The following is a 20015-nucleotide window of genomic DNA, read 5'->3' as shown; positions in this document are numbered from 1 at the left end:
TTCCAGTCTATTAAATCGTCTAATATTCAAAGTGTATTAAACATGCCAATTGAAGGTTTAATAGACAAAAGGAGATTGGCTTACTGAAATTGGGTATACGCGTGTTTCAACTTCCGTTCGGTCCATGGATTTACAAATCGATTCTTCGAATACTTCCGCTAAACGCACGAATGAGCTTTTTGCTCCAGTCGCTAATGGCTCAAGAGCGGAAAGCGCGCAGATGATTTTGAATTTGCTTAATCGTATAAACAAATAACGATTTTCTGTACATTTAGGGGCTGCCTTTAAAGTAGAATCATCTACTTAGAGGACAGCCCCTTCATTTTGTTCGGCTATTGCGAATAGTGTTTACCAGCTATTGGCGAAACCATTTGCCATACGAGAAAGTTATAATGATAGCTAAGCTATCATGAAACAAAGGAGCATTTTTGTGAAAAGCATTCAAACCCGCTTAATAATCATGCTGCTTCTTTTCATCATTGTTCCGTATTTTCTATCTGTGCTGGTGATCTATTGGCAGACGAAAGAGAATGTGGAACGGCATGAGCTTGAGAACAGCAGCGAACAAATGCAGCAGGCATCGGAAGAACTGGAGCAATATTTGGATGACATCGTTAATCTGCCGTATATTTTATATCGAAATCCAGATTTATTCAGAGTTTTTGAACAGGGCTTTGATAAGTCCCACTATTTCAACCAGCTTGAAATCTATAAGGATATGACAACCTTTTATCTGATGAGGAGCGAGATTCGGCAGGTTCGGTTCTATATCGACGAAGGAAACAGCACGTTTACCGTCTATAATACGTTGTTAAGCTCCCGGAAGCTTAAGCCGGATTTTATGAAGCAAGCGGCTATTCAGAAGCTCGTAAACTCTGAAAAAAACTATTTGCTCGAACCGCCTCATCGGATTGAGAATTACAACAATACATCGAACTTACCCCAATCGGATAAGACGGTTGTGTTGACGGTTCATCACAAAATCATGGATACATTATCGAATGAGTTTCTTGGTGTCATCACGATCGACATTGATTTGAGCAAAATCGCTCGCATAGCGGATCATTTTCTTCAAAAAAATAAAGAAACCGTATGGCTATCCGATGCGAATGGACAGGTCATCTATGCAAGCGATGAAGCGCTGATTGGCAAGGCCGTTCCGGCCGAATTACAGAAGAAAATAAATGTGTCGGCCGAAGGCGCATATTCTCCAGATGGCGATATTGTCTTCTCCAGAACGCTGCATGAGCCGATAAAGGATTGGCATTTTGTGAAGATCACCTCAAGCAAATTTTTGTTTGAAAATGTGAGGAAAACCGCCTACACGAACATCATCGTTGGTGTCATTGTGGTCGTCCTTGGTTTGTTAATGATCGCTATTATTTCATACAAGATTACACGTCCCATCAAGCTGCTTAGCCGAAAAGTGCTGAGCATTGAAGGCGGGAATCTAAACGCCCCGTTTGACGATAAGCGGGAGGACGAGATCGGCAGTCTGGAAAGGCATATCAAGGACATGATGAATCGGATCAACCGACACATCGACCGGGAGTACAAGCTTGAGATCGAGAACAGGAAGAACCAGCATAGGGCGCTAAAGTCCCAGATCAATCCGCATTTTCTATTCAACTCCCTGCAATCAATTGCTGCGGTGGCCCTATTCTCAGAATCTCCAAAAGTATATAAACTGATTACCTCCTTATCGAAAATGATGCGCTACTCCATTCGTGTGGATCAAAAGGCGACGGTTCGGAGTGAAGCGGATTATGTCAAAGCGTATTTAAACCTGCAAGAGGAACGGTTTCAAACCGATTTTAGTTATTCCATCGATTTACCGAAGGCGATTCTTGCTATTCCGGTTCCGAGTATGATTTTGCAGCCGCTCGTTGAAAACTTCTTTAAACACTGTTATGACGAGGGCTGCGAGCAGGCCGCCTTGCGAATTTACGGTGAAATACGTGGCGATTATATGAATCTGGTCGTGGAAAATAACGGAACCAGCATGACGGATGATGAGCTGATGGCATTAAAAAACAAAATCTACGCGCAGGTGAACGAAGGAAGCTATTCACTTGACCATATCGGTTTGAAAAACATACATGATCGTTTGGTTCTTCATTATGATCAGACTGCGGGAATTGAACTGGATACGATGCAGGGACAAGGGTTCTCCGTACGGCTGGTAATTCCACTCTACTTTAAGGAGGACTGACGTTATGAAAGCTCTTATTGTGGATGATGAGTCCAATGTTAGAAAAATTATTCGTTTTTTGGGACAGTGGGAAGAACACGGGATTACCGAGGTTTTGGAAGCCAAAAATGGTGTAGAGGCTAAAGAACTGATTGAACGGGAATGTCCGGAAATCATCATGACAGACGTGAAAATGCCCAAAAATAGCGGGATTGAGCTGATCGAATGGTTGGATGCGAACGATTACCCGGGAAAAGTAATTATGATTTCAGGGTTTGATGATTATGCTTTCATGCGTACAGCGTTCAAGCACGGATGCTTTGATTATTTGATGAAACCGATCGAAGAAGACATGCTGAATGAAACCTTGGCGGGAGCGGTACAAGCCTGGGAAAAGGGTGAGGAAGAACGCCGTAATTCGGAATCGGGTTTCTATGAAGAGGTTAAGACGTTTCGCTTAAGTAGGGAAATAACCTCTGCCAGCAAAGGTGAGCTTTTTGATTCCGAGGAAATTGCCTTGTCGCTGCCGCAAGCGGATGCTTACGAGCTTACGATGATGTATTTTTACCAAACCCATCACTCGGGTCCCTATCTTCAGCTTTTGTCCGATGAACTGGTTACACGGGAGTGGGGAAATGCCTATGCCCTTCAGAACGACCCTAATGTCTATGTGATCCTGTCTAGTCACGGCCAGTTCTTCAAGGTAGAGGAATGGATTACTCAGCACTTTGATATTCCTGTTCGTCTGGTTAGCGGACCTCCAGTTGAATCATTGGAAGAGCTCCCTCAAGCTTTCCAAGCTGCACAACAGGCAATGGCCGAACAAAGGTTCAGAGCGATCCATCGTTTGGCGGATTTGGATGATGCGAGGCGCATGCATGACATTGTCGCTTTTGTAGATGAGCATTATATGGAAGAGTTAAGCTTGGATAAATTATCGACCCGGTTCTTCTTAAGCCGTGAACATATCTCGCGCCGATTCAAGCAAGAAATGGGGATGACCTTGTCCAGCTACGTCATTCAATTGCGAATTAATCAAGCCAAACGGTGGTTAAGTGAAACGGATGAGAAGATGTACTCGATTGCACTAAAGCTCGGGTACCAGGATGAGAATTATTTCTCGAGGCTGTTTAAGAAAAACGTCGGCATGACGCCGCATGAATATCGGAATGATGAAGACAATCAACGAATAACGAATGTGGAGCAGCTTCATTAATGTCGTTAATAGAAAAGGGGGAAATCATGAAAATCAAGATTTTCCAATGGATGTTAGCCGTGCTGCTGACTTTATCGCTTGCTGCCTGCGGGGCGGACAAGCCTATGGTCAAGGAAGAGGATATGATAACTGCGGATCAGATCATCACGTTGGAGGTGCTTAATCCGAAAGTGGAGATTTCCACGCAGTTCGAGCAAATGGCGAGGCAATACGAGAAAGAAAATCCGAACGTCAAACTGAATGTGTTAACCTTTGGCGGCGGCGCAAACTACCTTGTCGAATTGAAAGCGCGATTTGCGGCAAACAAAGGTCCGGATATCTTTCCTAACGGCGGCTATGAAGAAGCGGTCATGTGGAAAAGGTACCTGGAGGATTTGTCCGATCAACCCTGGGTGAAAAATACCTATGATGCGGCGCTTGAGCCGATGAGGCTGGATGGGAAAACATACGGGATGCCTATCAATTTTGAAGGCTATGGCTTTATTTATAATAAGGACTTATTCGCAAAAGCTGGGATCGATACGCCGCCAAAAACGTTTACCGGATTAAAGGCAGCCGTGGAAAAACTGCATTCCGCAGGAATTACCCCGTTTGCAGTCGGCTATTCGGATAGCTGGTTCTTCGTTCTGCTGCTCAATATTGCTTTCGCCCAGCAGGATGATCCTGACGGTTTTATTCATGGATTAAAAGAAGGGACGGAAACCATCGTAGGCAACAAAAAGTTCGAAGATGTCATTCGGATGCTGGATTTGACGGTTAAATACGGCAATAAAGATTATCTGACGACAGACTATAATACGGAAGTTGAGTTGTTTGCAACAGGGAAAGCGGCCATTCTGAAGCAAGGAAACTGGGTACAATCCAAGATTGATCAAATCACACCGAATATGAACATCGGTTTTTTACCTATGCCGATTAATGATGATGCTGAAAACGATGCCCTGCCGATAGGCGTATCCAATAACTGGGCCGTAAATAAAGCATCTTCGCCAGAGAAAAAGAAGGAAGCTAAGAAATTTTTAAACTGGATGGTCTCTTCGGAACAAGGAAAGACGTTTATGAAAGAACAATTCCAGTTTATTTCCGCTTTTAAAAATATAGAAACGGAACGATCAGGAGCGCTCGTGAATGATCTTATTCGATACACTGATGAGAATAAAACATTGTCCTGGAATTGGTTTAAATTCCCTCCGAAAGTAAGGGAGGAGCTTGGCTATGCCATGCAAGCTTATGTAGGCAACCAGTTTAGCCGCGATCAGCTGCTGCAGAAGCTCCAAAAGCTGTGGGAACAGAGTGATAAGCAAGAGTAGGATCAATATAAGCCCGTAGATACATCAATGTACAACATGTCCACAACGGTTCGTCTTTATTAAAATATGAGTAACACAGAACAAGGGGGGGAGAGAGGTAGACCATTATCAGAGGTTTACATCTGGTCTTGAGAAAACCAAATACAAATTATAGAGGAGATTGATTATGAATTTCAAAAGAATGATGAAACAAGCGACAGCAGTAACCTTCACCGCCGTATTACTGGCAGGAGGCGGGACTCAAGCATTTGCAAAAGATAAAAACAGCAGCGATTTTAACGAAAGCTACGGTTTTTCCCACATCACACGCGCTGACATGTTGAAATTACCTGAGCAGCAAAACAATGAAAAATTCAAAGTGCCCGCATTCGATGCTTCAACCATTAAGAACATTCCTTCGGCAATCAAGTACGATGAGAATGGCAACAAAATCGAAATGGATGTTTGGGATACTTGGCCGCTGCAAAATGCAGATGGAACCGTGGCAAACTATAACGGCTACCAAATCGTGTTTGGTTTGGCGGGAGACCCTAAACGAGGTTCGGACACGTTTATTTATTTGTTCTATAAGAAAGCTGGAGATACATCCCTTAGCAGCTGGAAGAATGCGGGCCGGGTATTTAAGGATAGCGACAAATTCGTGCCGAATGACGCGATTCTAAACAATCAAGCCGAAGAATGGTCGGGTTCCGCAACGATGACTTCCGACGGCAAAGTTCGCTTGTTCTATACCAATCGTCACCCTTGGGATCCGGCTCGTGGATTTTACGGGAAACAAACTTTAACAACGGCGCAAATCAATGTGTCTCAGCCGAGTGGCGATACGCTGAACGTGGATGGCGTAGAAGATTTCAAATCGATCTATGACGGCAAAGAAGGCAAGATTTATCAAACCGTTGATACCACTGGTTTCAGTAAGGGCGATTATAATGATAATCATACCTTAAGAGATCCTCACTATGTAGAGGAGAACGGCCGTAAATACCTTGTTTTTGAAGCGAATACCGGATCAGAAACGGGTTACCAAGGAGCAGAATCGTTGTTTAATAAGGCTTATTATGGCGGAAACAAAGCCTTCTTCCAAGCGGAGAAAAATAAGCTGCTGCAAAGCCCGAACAAACCCTATGCGGAAATTGCGAATGGCGCACTCGGTATCATTGAATTAAATGACGATTATACGTTCAAAAAAGAAATGAAGCCGCTGATCGCATCCAATACCGTAACCGATGAGATTGAACGTGCTAACGTATTCGAACTGAATGGCAAATGGTATTTGTTCACAAGTTCAAGAGGCTCGAAAATGTACATTGATGGAATCGATAAAGAAGACATTTACATGCTCGGGTACGTCTCAAATGATTTGAACGGACCGTACAAACCAATGAACGGCACAGGACTTGTCCTTCATCAAGATCTTAATCCTTATGATATTACATGGAGCTACGCTCACTTTGCGATTCCGCAAGTGAAAGGCAATAATGTGGTTATCACTAGCTACATGACGAATAGAGGCTACTTTGAGGATCGTCATTCTACTTTTGCCCCAAGCTTCGTGATGAACATTAAAGGCTCCAAGACTTCCGTTGTGAAGAACAGCATCCTCGAACAAGGGCAATTAACGATTAACAATTAACAGATAACAAGCCTCCTCAATAACAAAAGAAGAAAATGTCAATTTTACATTGGCGTTTTCTTTTTTTTAATATATAAGAATTTATATGTTTTCACATATAAATGTGCTTATATATCTCCGCGAAACGACTGCTTTTGCCACAGAGGACGGCGACAGCCGTTTACGCTTGTTCAGGGTACAGCAGCATGAAAAGCGAGGTGTCGATTTGAACAATAATAAGAAGGTCGTTAAAAGAATCGTTGTATTCATCATCTGTTTAATCGGTTTGGTCGCGATAGTATCAGTAACTTATGACTTAGGAAAGAACAAGAAGAAGGAATCCAACGTTTCTCATCCTAAGCCGACTTATCGGGCTGCTTATCATTTCACCGCACCCGACAAGTGGAAAAACGACCCGCAGCGGCCGATTTATTTGGATGGAAAATATCATTACTATTATCTCTATAATCGTGATTATCCAGATGGAAACGGGACGGAATGGCGGCATGCCACATCAACGGATTTGCTGCATTGGAAGGATGAAGGGGTGGCCATTCCTAAATATACAAACAAAAATGGCGATCCATGGTCGGGATCCGTCGTTGTGGACGATAATAATACGGCTGGCTTTGGAAAAGGAGCTCTTGTCGCGATTGTAACCCAGCCCTCCGCAGATGGCGGGAAGCAGGAGCAATATTTATGGTACTGTACGGACAAAGGAAAAACGTTTAAATCCTATCGCGATGATCCGATTATGCCAAATCCGGGTACGGCAGATTTTAGAGATCCAAAAGTGATTTGGGACGAACAAGCTCATAAATGGGTGATGGCCATAGCGGAAGGAACGAAGATAGGTTTTTACGAGTCTCGTAATTTAAAAGATTGGCGCTATACAAGCGGTTTCTTCACGGAAAATATCGGTATTGTGGAGTGTCCCGATCTTTATTTGATGCGGGCGGATGACGGCAGCTTGAAATGGATTCTGGGTGCCAGCGCAAATGGCAAATTGATAGGAAAACCAAACACCTACGCTTACTGGACGGGCAGCTTCAACGGGAAAGAATTTTCCGCGGATTACAAAGAGCCTCAGTGGTTAGATTATGGCTACGATTGGTATGGCGCTGTAACGTTTGAAGAGGGAAAAGGCAGCGATAAATACAATTATCGTTATGCTTTGGCCTGGATGAATAATTGGGATTACCCCCACAATACGCCAACGCTGAAAGAAGGCTTTAACGGAACGGATTCCATTGTGCGTCAAATTAAATTAAAACAAGCCGGGGATCACACGTACAGCTTGGTATCACAGCCAATTGAAACATTAGATCAATGGACGAGCAAGGCGGATTCCTTTAAACGAATAAAAGTTGATGGCTCTGCAACACTTCCGGTAACGGGGGATACGTACCAGCTGGACGCCGATATCTCTTGGTCGGAGATTAACAATATCGGATTAAGGCTTCGAGAATCAGCAGACAAAACCCGCCATGTAGATGTCGGAGTTTTTGTAGAAGGACAGTACGCTTACGTCAATCGAGCTTTTACAGGGCAGCCCGATACGAGTAGTAGATATCTTGAAAGCAGAGCGCCATTTGATGTGAGGAAGAAGAAGGTTCACTTAAAGATCCTGATTGATAAAACAAGCATTGAAGTGTTTATTGATGAGGGTAAAATCGCTTTTTCCAATGAAGTTTTTCCGGAATTGAACGATAAAGCGATTAGTCTTTTTTCGGAAGGCGGCACCGCGATCTTTGAGAATGTGGTCATCAAGCACTTCAACAAAACTTAGTCTAGCAGATGTAATCGTTCTTCCCACCCATCCAAAATCATTCTAACGCATACAAATGTTGCCATCGTTCGACGTATGAGGAATAATAGGGGAGAAGGGTGGGATCGTCATGAGAATGGCTTTTACGGTCGATGTGGAAGACTGGTTTTGCAGCCCGGATTTATCGCTCTCGGAATGGGAGGGCTATGAATTAAGACTGGAGAAGCCGCTCCATCAAATCCTGGATTTACTGGACGAAAATGCGGCGACTGGCACTTTTTTTGTCTTAGGCTGTTTGCGGAGAGACGACCTGACTTAATTAAAGAAATACATCGCAGAGGTCATGAAATCGCTTTCCACGGATATTCCCATCGATTGGTCTATCAACAGTCCCCCCAAGAGTTCAAGCAAGACATCCGTATGTCCAAGGACATTTTAGAAAATATAATAGGCTCAAAAGTGCATGGTTATCGCGCTCCGTGTTTTTCCATAACGGATTGGGGGCTCGATCTATTAATTGAAGAAGGTTTTACTTATGATTCAAGCCAAATTCCCAATACCTTTAACAAGTTATACTCCAAGTTTAATTTACCTGCGTCTGACTCTTTTCCTTTTAAAATCAGGGACGGCCTTTGGGAGATCCCTCTGCCGGTTTATCCCTTAAACGGATTTAATATTCCTTGGGGCGGCGGAGGTTATTTTCGCATTTATCCTTATCGTTTATTTAGCTTAGGGGCAAGCAGCATCATTAGAAAACGGGACTCGTTCGTTTTTTATATCCATCCCTATGATTTGGATCAGCATCAGCCTCGTATTTTCAACACTTCGAAGCTTAATGGCATTAGACGTTATTATGGTTTAGAAGCTGCGTATAACAAGCTGAAAATGCTTTTGGGCGATTATAGCTGTATGTCGTTAAACAGGTATTACCCTCAGATCGGGGGAGAGGCGCTGAGTGAGCGTAAAATCAGAAATTGTTCTTAACCGGGATTTGCTGGCAGGTGCCGCGTATTTTTTTGGCAGAGAAAATGGCTTGAACAGAAGAAATAGGAAACAGCCGACAGAAGCCATCAAGGCAACGTTGATTTCAAAAGGTGTGCTGTCCAGCGATTTAAAGCTCTTGGATAAAGAGTTTGGATATGCCTGTTACGAGCATTATCGGCAGGTTTATGAGCCTGACTCCTTCGATCTACTTCTGCAACAAGAGGCCAGCAACCGCAAAAGAATACTGGATCTATGCTGCGGGGCAGGGGCGACGATATTCTCCTTGCTCGAAAGCAAGCCGGACATTATATATGGCTTTGATGCTAATGCGAGCCAGATCGAGCTGCTGGAAACGCTGCTGCTAGAACAAAACAATCGGAGCAGCACGGTTATTGCGAAGGCTGCGGATGTGCATCGGATTCCGCTAGCGGATCATTCTGTTGAGCTTCTGCTGGAACAAAGCAATCGTAGCTGTACGGTTATTGCGAAGGTTGCTGATGCGCACCGGATTCCGCTAGCGGATCATTCTGTTAAGCTTCTGCTGGAACAAAGCAATCGTAGTTGTACGGTTATTACGAAGGCTGCGGACGCGCATCAGATTCCGCTAGCGGATCATTCTGTTGATTTTGTTGTATGCAGAGTGGCGCTGCAATATTTAAACGTGGAACAAGCGCTGGAGGAGATGTACCGGGTGCTTTCCCCGGGAGGCAAGGTTTTTCTGCTCGTGCATGGTTCAGGCTATATAGGCAATTACCTCTTCTCTAGAAAGGGTATTTTCAGCAAGAAAGTGGTCCAGTTTTTCAGGAATAAGCTGCTTCGTTCGCATACGGCCGATCCTACGTTCCATCGCTCGCAAGCGAACTTTTTCAGAAAAAAACAGCTGATCAGGCTGATGGAAGCCCAAGGCTTTCAGGCCGCTCAGCTGCATACCTTCACCGATTCGTTGACGCTCGGGATGCTCCCTGTTTATTTCGCAGTGACGGCGGAGCGCTAAGGTGCGGGGGAGCTAGCAGCGTGGCTCCTTCTCTCCATAAAGGAGCTGCCAAACACAACAATAGTCAACATTAGATGGAATTTTTCCATGTAAATGAACCAGGCCCGTTCGATTTTTAAAAATAGATGGAATTTCTCACGTTAATTCACCGATTTATCCAATAATTTCAATGTATTCTCAAATATAACGGGAGAAATTCCATCTAATCGATCAATCCCGATAGATTTGGACATTTTAGAAGGAGAAATTCCATCTAAATTAGCTAAACGCCATTATGGAGCGCCGAGCTGCTGCTCTTTGTGCTCCTTCTCTCTAAAAAGGAGCAACGATACTCCTTTTCATAAAAAAGCGCCGCGCAGCTCGATGTACTCCTATTCACTAGAAAAGCGCCGCCCTACTCTACGTGCTCCTTCTCACTAGAAATGCCCGCGCTGCTCTATATATGCTCCTTCTCACAAAAATGGAGCCGCCATATCTAAGACTCAGCTTTAGATGGAATTTCTCCATGTAAATATACCGAGCCCGTTCGATTTTAAAAAATAGATGGAATTTCTCACGTTAATTCTCTGATTTTCCGATAATCCCGTTGGAATCTAAAATATAACTGGAGAAATTCCATCTAATGGATCAAAATCGGCTGATTCAGTCATTTTAGAAGGAGAAATTCCATCTAAATTAACCAGACGCCCGTATGGTGAAAAAAATGCGTAATACAGCTCTTCCAACGTTTTTGGCTACACATCGAGCAAAATAGGCTTTATACTAGCATCAACTAGAAAAATCGAACGAGAGGTGACAAAGGATGGCGTACATGGTTCCCGAGGTGATACGGACGAGTGCGACTGCGGGCGAGCGGCTGCTGTTTCGGACGCTGAAGGCGTATTTAGCGGATGACTACGTGGTGTATTACGAACCGGAAATCGAAGGGAGCCGGCCTGATTTTGTCATTATAGGACCTGATTTGGGGCTTGTAGTTCTCGAAGTAAAGGACTATACCCCGTCGGCATTGTTTCAAATTGATCATGACGAGTGGCAGCTGTATACATCTGCGGGACGGTTGGAAGCTGTGGAAAATCCGTATAAGCAAGTGAGGGACATCGCGCGTCATGTGGTGAACCATCTCAAGAAAGACCCGCAGCTCATCCAGCAGGAAGGCGGCCTTCATGGCGCACTAAAATTCCCTTACGGATTCGGCACCGTCTTTACGCGGATGAAGCAGGAGGATTTCGACAAGTACAACCTATACGACGTTATCTCCCCGCAGTTTGTGCTTTGCCGCGATGAGATGGATCCGGAGGATGAAGGATTCTCTGCCGATCTGTTTATCGAAAAAATTCATGGCATGTTCGCAACCTGGAGCCGGAGCAGGTACCTTTTAACGCAGGAGGATATACAGTCGATTCGTTATCATCTATTCCCTGAGGCGCGTATCGGCGCAGAATTCCGCCAGCACACGAATGAGCAGGATCAGCTCTTGTTGTCTCTGCATCATATCAAGGCAGCGGATTTGCATCCGGAAAATATGGCGAAGCAGCTCGAAGTCCGGCATCGATTAATGCTCGGAAATGCCGCTAGCGATAAAACAGTTGTCCTTGCAAGCCGCGCCAAAATTTTGGCCAAACAAAATCCGGATTGGAAAATGCTTGTCCTAAGCCATAGCCGTTCCTTATCGTTAAGCCTTCGGCAAATGATTGATGAATTAATGGATGAGCCGGAGGATCTTTTTGATTGGATGATGCTGGAGGAGCAAAAGGATAACAGGATCCGTGAGCATAACGTTGCGGTTTATCATTTTCATGAGTGGTTGGCGAAGGTGTTGAATGCTAGGGAAACGGACATTCCCGGCCTTATCGCGAAGCTGGAGAAGAAGGAAGCGATCCTTCCATCTTACGACGCCATTCTCATCGACAAGGGGCAGGAGTTTGACACGGAGTGGCTGAGGCTGCTGAATCATATGCTGAGTCCAAGCATACAAAATCAAGCGCAAGATTCCAGAGACCGCTCCCGCATCCTATCCATTAATTATCGCAATACTGCCCAAATCGTGCAATTTGCGTGGAGCTTCTATCAGCACCATTCGCCGCTTCAGAACAAAGTACAGGAGGGCTCGATCGACGGTGTCGAGATCATCCCACCCCAGAGCACACGGCGAAAAGGGCCGGAGCCCGCGATTTTGCGCTGCGGCAGCTTCCAAGAAGAGATCGCTGCTGTCGTGAAGCGTATCCAGTACCTGCATGACGAGAAAAAAGTACCGTACGCCGAAATGGTCATTTTGCATCGCGTGAAAAATAACTATTATCTATCTTATATCGATATGATCCGTAAGGAGTTGGAACGGCAAGGTCTCCCGTATATCGTGTTAACGGTAGATACCGATTCAAAGCAGCCCTCCGAACGAGCCAGCGATGCTATCCAAATATCGACAGTCGAAGGCGCAAGGGGACTCGATTTTCGCGCGGTATTCATAGTCAATACGGAGAATATGCCGTTCTCGCTGGAGGAGGCTGAAGAGCGTGAAGTATCACTCTTCTATATGGCCCTCACTCGCGCACTAGATTGGCTGTTTATATCCTACAGCGGCCATTCGAAGTTTACCTTGTACCTGGACGAGATCCAGCAGAAGCGGAAGGAAAAAAAACATACCGTGAAGAAAATGGGCTGATCGAAAGCCATTTATTTAAAAAAGAAGACCGTCCAGGATGTCGTTCACGTTCCTTGACGGTCTTTTCGCGCTGAAGATACTACACCAGACGATCCGTATATAACATACGAAGGTAAACAGGTTTATGCTATGATGGAATGAGCAGACGCAGCAGTTATGAACGTTATTTCAAAATGGAGTGGATGCAAGATGTCGACTGACACGAATCATAGTGGGGACAGCCCCAATAAACAGCTCATTGCGATTATTCAACAAGATGGGTTGTTTGCGCTGGATTGGCAGACCGCAACCAAGAAGCTGGATAGTCATACGCTTGCTGTGCAGGCTGCAATAGATACGCATTACCACCAGCATGCAGAGCAATTCTGGTTCTGGCTTGGAATGACGAAAAGCACGGAAGCGATGTCGGAATCGCTGAGCTACCTCATACGCATCGCTGCTTCCTTTGTTAGAAGGCTTGCTCAAAATCCGGATTTGGAAGTATTGCGAGAGAAAGTCCTTGTAGAGCTTGCGGATGAAGAAATCAATGAAATTTTGGAAAATGCGCCTTATTTATTAGGCTCACAATATTTGAACTCCAGCTGGTTGGAAAAGGCTTGGGCAGCGCTCCATAGCGCCTTTGCAAATCGAATTCAGAGCTATGGTGGCAGCATTTCACAGCTGTTCATGGACAGCGATGCGCCTGTTCATATGGCGGGACGAGTGTATTTCCATCTGGTAGAGAACAAGAAGGAGGGGGATCTTCCTTTCTCCTTCTTATCGACCTATGCGGCTGAACTTTCCGCGAATGGCAAGTCAAAGCATCTTCCGTTAAAAAATGCGCTGCAGGAATACGGCGAAAATAGCAGAAAGCTGCTGGAGTTGCTATCGACAGTCCATAAAGCTTCGGAGAAAAGTGCATTCATCGCCGAGCTGATTGAATCAGGGGATATTTTTTATCCGATCGGCTTGACGGCAGATGAGGCATACACGTTTCTAAGAGAAGTATTGCTTTATGAGGAAGCAGGTATTTTGTGCCGCATTCCCAAGTGGTGGAGAAATAAGTCGGATGTGCTCAAGCTGACAGTGAGTGTAGGCGATAAGCAGCCATCTCATGTAAATATAGATGCGTTAATAAGCTTTGACGCCGAGCTATGGCTGGGCGGAGAAACGATTTCTGCCCATGAGCTGAAGCAGCTCATGGCAGAAGAAGAAGGACTCGCGTTTATTAAGGGCAAGTGGGTAGAGGTCAACCACAAGCGGCTGCAGGAAGCGCTCAAAGCCTATGAGCAGGCTCAGCGGGTGATGGATGATTCCGGACTTAGCCTTGTTGATGCGATGCGGCTTCAACTGAACGCAAGCAAAATGCTCGACATTTCCGAGGAAGCAGTAGAGCTGGATGTGACGAATGGGCAATGGCTTGAATCGGTTATGAACCGTCTGACGCATCCGGAGGAGATAGAATCGATTGTCTCCGCGGGGGGGGATTTTCATGCGAGCCTGCGCGAATATCAGGAGCGGGGCGTTGGCTGGTTATATTTTATGAAAACGCTTGGTCTAGGCGCATGCCTTGCTGATGATATGGGACTCGGCAAAACGATACAGGTCATCGCCCTGTTGAATTTTGTACGGACGAGAAAAGAGGAGAAGGCTTTGCTGGTCGTTCCGGCATCACTTATCGGAAACTGGATGAGCGAGATCGGGAAGTTTGCTCCCTCGTTGAAATATTATGTGTACCATCCCTCTGAGAATAAGGAAATATCTGAGCATGGCGGAAGCTTGAAGGAGCATGCGTTGTTTATTACGACATACGGCATGCTCTCCAAATATGAATGGCTTACGAATCGGGCTTGGGATACGTTAATATTGGACGAGGCTCAGGCCATTAAAAATCCGGGCACGAAGCAGACGAAGCTGGTGAAGCAAATAAAAGCGTCTTATAAGATCGCCATGACAGGTACGCCGATAGAAAACCGGTTATCCGATTTATGGTCTTTGTTCGATTTTTTGAACAAGGGCTTGCTCGGCACTGCCAAGGAGTTTACGCAGTTTACGAAGAGCATGCGCGAGTCTGATAATGGCTACACGAGATTGAAGAAAGTCGTCAGTCCATTCATTCTTAGAAGGCTGAAGACAGACAAAACCATTATTAACGATTTGCCGGATAAAATAGAGATGAAAACCTATTCGACATTAACGAAAAAACAGGTTGTGCTTTACAATAAGCTCGTGCAGGAGCTGCAGCGCAAGATCGAGTCGGCAGAGGAAGGCATACAGCGCAAGGGGCTCGTGCTTGCAGCGTTAATGAAGTTCAAGCAAATATGCAATCATCCCGATCAATATTTAGGCCAGCAGGTATTCGCAGAGGATGAGAGCGGGAAGTACGCAAGGCTGAGAGAAATTTGCGAGACAATCTACGAGAAGCGCGAGCGAGTTATTATTTTTACACAATTCAAAGAAATAACGGAGTCGCTTCGCTCCTTCCTTGAAGAGATTTTTCAGCATAGGGGGCTTGTGCTGCATGGCGAGACGGCGGTTAATAAGCGCAAAGAGATTGTAGCGGAGTTTCAGAGTAAAGAATATGTGCCATTCATGGTGCTTTCTATTAAAGCGGGCGGTGTGGGACTGAATCTAACCTCAGCCAATCACGTAATCCATTTCGATAGATGGTGGAACCCGGCTGTCGAGAACCAGGCGACAGATCGGGCATTCCGAATCGGCCAGCAAAAAAATGTTATCGTTCATAAGTTTATTACGGAGGGCACGATTGAAGAGAAAATTGATTTGATGATCGAAGCAAAAATGAAGCTTTCAAACGAAATTGTTCCGGATATTCAGGAGAGCTGGATTACGGAGATGGATAATGAACAAATTATGGAATTAATGAAGCTGACGATATAATTTGGGGAGGGATAATGGGATGGCATTTTATAATGAATTTCCAGCCTATGTTCCGGTTGCGGAGAAGAAGAAAAGGGCAGAGAAGGCTGTCGAGAAACTGAAGAAAAAAAATGCAGCCATTGCGCCAGTTGTCATTACCGGCAGAACGATCACGAGAACTTGGTGGGGAAAAGCATGGAGTGAAAACCTGGAGAGCTACTCGGATTATTCGAATCGAATCGAGCGCGGACGCAGCTATGTCCGGCATGGAGCAGTGCTGGACCTGCAAATTACGCAGGGCAAGATAGCAGGTCTCGTACAAGGCAGCTCTTCAAAGCCGTATAAGGTAGAAATTGCGATTGTCCCTCTGTCGAAAGAAACCTGGCAAGCGGTCGTGACGGAGTGCGCGGGGAAAATCGATTCGCTGCAGGAGCTCATATCGGGAAAATTCCCGAAAGGGCTCTCTGAGCTGTTTACAGTGAAGGGCAAGGGCTTGTTTCCCTCCCCGAAGGAAATTACGCTGGCATGCAGCTGTCCGGACTCGGCGAGAATGTGCAAGCATGTGGCAGCGATGCTATATGGTGTTGGGGCTCGTTTTGACGAGGATTCTGCTTTGTTTTTTATGCTTCGAGGCGTTAATGTGGATGAGCTTATTTCAGTATCATTAACGCAGAAGTCGCAAGCAATGCTTGAAAAATCGAAGGGAAGAGGACGCCGTGTTATGGAGGACGCCGACATTTCGGATGTGTTCGGTATTGAGATAGACATGGGGGAGGCAGAGAAAAGCAAGGCGGCAGAAGTGAAGAAGACAAGAAGAAAATCGCAGTAGAGGCGGTCGTATGGACATATAATCGCGCAATACTGACCAAACAACAAACAGGAGTCTGCTATCTGCAGACTCCTGTTTGTTGTTTGGAACAAGGTGCGTTCATAGATGCGGGGAGCATCTTTATAAACCTGAAGCTACATTTTGCGAACGCTGTCTCGTTTAATTAGCTCGGTAGGAAGCATGACATGATGAATCGCTTCTTCCCTCTCTAACAGATCGATGAGGATTTGAGCGGCCTGAAAGCCGAGCTCGTATATACGTTGATGAACGGTAGTCAGCGCTGGCGTGCAATAGGCGGGTTTTACTCGATCGCTTTGGATAAGATAAGAAGCGACTCGATTCGGCTTGCTGTACCTGCTTTAGCAGCGAAGACGAACTTCGTGTTCATGGGAGCATGGAACGGATTTCTTAAGCCGCTCATGTTCATGTCGGATAAATCAATGTTTACGATGATAGGGAAATGCTTCGAAATCCTGACATTGATGTCTTACACAACTGTACGCCGAATCATTGCCTTTGGCGATGTCGAGCGCCGAATCAAGGGAACTGCTGGCATTGGCGCGCAAGCATGGTATCGTGCACGAGGTTATTTTTTTACTATCCCCAGTTTCCGATGATGAAGCAGCTATCGGAGATGGTGAAGCAAAATGAATTCGGTAGGATCAATATGGTCCATGGCAGCTATCTTCAAGATTGGCTGCTTTACGAGACGGATTACAATTGGCGGTTGGAGGATAAGACAGGAGGCAGGTCGCGGGCTGTCGCGGATATCGGATCGCATTGGTGCGATACCGTCCAATATGTGACGGGCAAGAAGATCTCGCAAGTGTTCGCCGATTTATGGACCGTCCATCCCCATCGAAAAAAGCCCATATCCCATGCGGATACATTCAGCGGAAGCGATGAGGATCAGGCAGATGAGGAGTACGAGGACATTCCTATCCATACGGAGAATCTAGACCGTCAATCCATCATCCGGGCGGGCATACGGAAGGCTGGCCGGATTCGGTAAAAAATATGATGCTGAAATATTACACCTTCATACGAGAAGGCAAAGATCCTCTCAAGGATAAGGCGAATTTCGCGACCTTCGAAGACGGGCATGTGTCCATGTGCATAATGGAAGCAATCCTAAAGAGCCATAAAGAAGAGCGCTGGGTTCAAGTTGAACAGTAAATGTAGTTAAAAGAAAGAGCTCTCTTACCCATTTTGGGCAGGAGAGCTCTTTCTTTGCAATTATTGCGATTGATCGGCTGCTATGATTTCCTGTATTCGCCGCATCGTATCATCAAAATCAACGCCGTCATGATTCCAGACGATTTCATCGGCATGCTGCGTATAGGCGCTGCTTAATTCGACTTGCTCCGCTCTTTGTATTCGGTTAACCATTTCTTCCGTCAGACTTCCTCTAAGCGTAAGCCTTCTCGTAATCGTTTCAATGTCAGCGCCTATGTAGATGGCAACGGTACCGCTGTACAGCTGTTTGAGAGCGAGCACGCCGGCCAGATCCAGAACGATATGAGCCTTGCCATTTTGACTCAGCACCTCTTCGATACTGGATTTTAAAGTGCCGTAATAATGCCCGTTGTAATTGGTCCACTCGATAAAGGAGCCGGCCTCAAGCTCTTGCTCGAATTGTGCAGTTGTCATGAAAATATAATGGACCCCGTTTTCCTCATGCGGTCTCGGGGATCTTGTCGTAGCTGTTATGATTTTTGGATAGCCGCTGTTTGCCAGCTCTTTTTGAATTTCGGACTTTCCTGACGCGGACGGTCCATAAAATGCGAATATATTTCCCAAGCGCTAGCTCTCCTTTATTATCTCTTCAACATTTGCTTACAATAAAGCCCATATATTGCTAAAATGGCTCTAAACGAATTCAGCTGGGAGCGAGCCTATGATTCTAACTAATCATCCTTTTAACCCATTCTATAATGAAAAAGATATAGAGCGGCATATCAATACGGAAAATGCGAAGCAGCGGGTTTCGATCCGGGACGACTTTGAGCGCGATTTCGGCAGGGTCATCCATTCGGCGGCGTTTCGCCGTTTGCAATCCAAGACGCAAGTCATCGGAATCACCGAAGGGGATTTTCATCGCACGCGCCTCACCCATTCCCTTGAAGTATCTCAAATTGCCAGAGGAATTGCCACAACGTTAAATGAAAAAAACAATATCTTTAATGATGCGGATAGCAAAATAGATACCTCTCTTATAGAAGCAGCCGCGTTGGCCCATGATTTGGGCCATCCGCCGTTTGGCCACCAAGGAGAGCGTGCGTTGAACAAATGCATGAGAGCTTTTGATCTTAATTTTGAAGGGAATGCGCATACGTTTCGATTATTGACCAGCAGAGAAGGGGATAGGGAAGCGGGACTTGATCTAACCAGGGCTTCTTTACTGTCCATTCTAAAATATCCTGCCAGCATGAATCGGGTAAATAATCCGGATGTAGCAGGCAAACCGCCCAAAAGCAGCATATTTGAAGAGGATGAGCCTGTGTTTGAATGGGTGCTGGAAGCATTTTCGCCAGAGGAGAAGGCGTATTTCACACAAATATCCGAGCCTCAGGCCGGAAAGCATAGAAAAACGTTAAACAAAACCTTTGAATGCTCGATCATTGAGCTGGCTGACGATATTGCTTATGCCACCTATGATTTAGAGGATGCCTTTCAGCTGAATTTGATCAAAAGGGATGATCTATGCGAGGTGGTCGAGCGGCATAAATCGATTTCATCGGAGCGGATAGCCGAATCGCTGCGGATTTTCTTGGACAATGACAGCGATAAAAACAAGCAGACAAAGCGTTTCTTTGCTGATTTAGTATCCGGCTTTATTCATGAAATAACGATAAAGGATGCGCAGCCGGCCTTTTCTTCTAATAGACTGCGGTATAAGGCGGTCATCGCCGAAGAAGCGATGCAGCTGCTGGAGGATTTGAAAACACTCGTCGTGGATCATGTCATTTTCTCGCAGAAGGTGCAAACCTTCGAATGGCGAGGAGGCAAAATTATCGAAAAGCTGTTCGATGCGATGCTGAACGATAAAAATCTGCTGCCTGAGGATGAAAAGGCTAGCTGGAGTAAAACCTCCGACAAGCGAAATGCAAGGTTAGTTTGCGATTACATAGCTGGGATGACGGATACCTATGCTTTGAAAATGTATTCGCGTTTATATGAAGCGGCAGGCGGCAGGCTTTTCGATATCTAGCGTATCTTAAGGACTGGTCAATCATGATTGCTTACAGAATAGAAGCTTTCTATCGTGAATCTTCTATTCTGTATAAACATGAAACATAGAGCTTTTAAAGCTATTATTATTTATTTTGAAAAAACACTTGCATTACTAGTCTTGTCCATGGTATATTCTTATTCCGGCCAAGAAACACACCGGAACGAAAGAAAAAAGATTGCTCTTTGAAAACTGAACAACGAGTAATAACTGCCCTTACGATCCTAACGGATCGTTAGAAAAGCGATAAAAAGTAATGAGCATTTCAAACACATGAAGCTTTTCTCATCGACATCGCGTCGATGCGAAAACTTCCATTTGGAGAGTTTGATCCTGGCTCAGGACGAACGCTGGCGGC

At 45.3% G+C, this 20015-nt stretch carries 16 protein-coding genes; 14 read left to right on the top strand and 2 right to left on the bottom strand.

Annotation, left to right across the window (positions count from 1 at the left end; all coding sequences use genetic code 11):
• The first annotated feature begins 430 nt into the window (after positions 1–430).
• The 11 genes from RCO25_RS30255 (at position 431) to RCO25_RS30205 (ending at position 16425) form a co-directional block, all read left to right on the top strand.
• The gene (locus RCO25_RS30255) at positions 431–2212 is read left to right on the top strand and encodes a sensor histidine kinase (RefSeq protein WP_308999798.1); all 1782 of its coding nucleotides are present in this window, start codon (positions 431–433) and stop codon (positions 2210–2212) included.
• A 4-nt stretch (positions 2213–2216) separates the two neighbouring features.
• A complete protein-coding gene (locus RCO25_RS30250; protein WP_308999797.1) occupies positions 2217–3407 on the top strand; it encodes a helix-turn-helix domain-containing protein in 1191 nt (396 codons plus the stop codon).
• Between the two features lie 26 nt (positions 3408–3433).
• The gene (locus RCO25_RS30245; RefSeq protein ID WP_308999796.1) at positions 3434–4717 is read left to right on the top strand and encodes an ABC transporter substrate-binding protein; all 1284 of its coding nucleotides are present in this window, start codon (positions 3434–3436) and stop codon (positions 4715–4717) included.
• Positions 4718–4883: 166 nt separating this feature from the next.
• A complete protein-coding gene (locus RCO25_RS30240; protein WP_308999795.1) occupies positions 4884–6350 on the top strand; it encodes a glycoside hydrolase family 68 protein in 1467 nt (488 codons plus the stop codon).
• Between the two features lie 205 nt (positions 6351–6555).
• A complete protein-coding gene (locus tag RCO25_RS30235; protein WP_374992193.1) occupies positions 6556–8118 on the top strand; it encodes a glycoside hydrolase family 32 protein in 1563 nt (520 codons plus the stop codon).
• Positions 8119–8227: 109 nt separating this feature from the next.
• Positions 8228–8416, top strand: coding sequence for a polysaccharide deacetylase family protein (locus RCO25_RS30230; RefSeq protein WP_308999794.1), 189 nt, complete (start codon positions 8228–8230; stop codon positions 8414–8416).
• The gene (locus tag RCO25_RS30225) at positions 8389–9081 is read left to right on the top strand and encodes a polysaccharide deacetylase family protein (protein WP_308999807.1); all 693 of its coding nucleotides are present in this window, start codon (positions 8389–8391) and stop codon (positions 9079–9081) included. The genes RCO25_RS30230 and RCO25_RS30225 overlap by 28 nt, the downstream gene beginning before the upstream one ends.
• Positions 9053–10075: a class I SAM-dependent methyltransferase gene (locus RCO25_RS30220; RefSeq protein WP_308999793.1), complete on the top strand. Its 1023-nt coding sequence runs from the start codon at positions 9053–9055 to the stop codon at positions 10073–10075. The genes RCO25_RS30225 and RCO25_RS30220 overlap by 29 nt, the downstream gene beginning before the upstream one ends.
• An 802-nt stretch (positions 10076–10877) precedes the next feature.
• Positions 10878–12737 carry a nuclease-related domain-containing DEAD/DEAH box helicase gene (locus tag RCO25_RS30215; protein ID WP_308999792.1) on the top strand — a complete coding sequence of 620 codons (1860 nt, stop codon included), beginning with the start codon at positions 10878–10880 and terminating at the stop codon, positions 12735–12737.
• A 189-nt stretch (positions 12738–12926) separates the two neighbouring features.
• Positions 12927–15617 (top strand): DEAD/DEAH box helicase, encoded by a 2691-nt coding sequence (locus tag RCO25_RS30210; protein ID WP_308999791.1) that lies wholly within the window; start codon positions 12927–12929, stop codon positions 15615–15617.
• A gap of 19 nt (positions 15618–15636) precedes the next feature.
• On the top strand, positions 15637–16425 hold the full coding sequence (locus tag RCO25_RS30205; protein ID WP_308999790.1) for an SWIM zinc finger family protein: 789 nt from the start codon (positions 15637–15639) through the stop codon (positions 16423–16425).
• Between the two features lie 134 nt (positions 16426–16559).
• Here RCO25_RS30205 and RCO25_RS30200 read toward each other — a convergent pair whose 3' ends face one another.
• Positions 16560–16682, bottom strand: coding sequence for a hypothetical protein (locus RCO25_RS30200; protein WP_308999806.1), 123 nt, complete (start codon positions 16680–16682; stop codon positions 16560–16562).
• On the opposite strand from RCO25_RS30200, the gene RCO25_RS30195 reads away from it, so the two are divergent.
• Complete coding sequence (locus RCO25_RS30195) at positions 16653–17042, top strand: hypothetical protein (protein WP_308999789.1); 390 nt, start codon at positions 16653–16655, stop codon at positions 17040–17042. The genes RCO25_RS30200 and RCO25_RS30195 overlap by 30 nt on opposite strands.
• 17 nt (positions 17043–17059) lie before the next feature.
• Positions 17060–17437 carry a Gfo/Idh/MocA family protein gene (locus RCO25_RS30190; RefSeq protein ID WP_308999788.1) on the top strand — a complete coding sequence of 126 codons (378 nt, stop codon included), beginning with the start codon at positions 17060–17062 and terminating at the stop codon, positions 17435–17437.
• A gap of 224 nt (positions 17438–17661) precedes the next feature.
• Here RCO25_RS30190 and RCO25_RS30180 read toward each other — a convergent pair whose 3' ends face one another.
• Positions 17662–18225 carry a guanylate kinase gene (locus RCO25_RS30180; RefSeq protein WP_308999787.1) on the bottom strand — a complete coding sequence of 188 codons (564 nt, stop codon included), beginning with the start codon at positions 18223–18225 and terminating at the stop codon, positions 17662–17664.
• Between the two features lie 97 nt (positions 18226–18322).
• Here RCO25_RS30180 and RCO25_RS30175 point away from each other — a divergent pair, with 97 nt between their 5' ends.
• Positions 18323–19636, top strand: a complete 1314-nt coding sequence (locus RCO25_RS30175) for an anti-phage deoxyguanosine triphosphatase (RefSeq protein WP_308999786.1) — start codon at positions 18323–18325, stop codon at positions 19634–19636.
• Positions 19637–20015: the final 379 nt, after the last annotated feature.

The organism is Paenibacillus sp. LHD-38 (assembly GCF_031157315.1).
Lineage (GTDB): Bacteria > Bacillota > Bacilli > Paenibacillales > Paenibacillaceae > Pristimantibacillus.
This window is presented reverse-complemented; position numbering and strand designations above follow the sequence as displayed.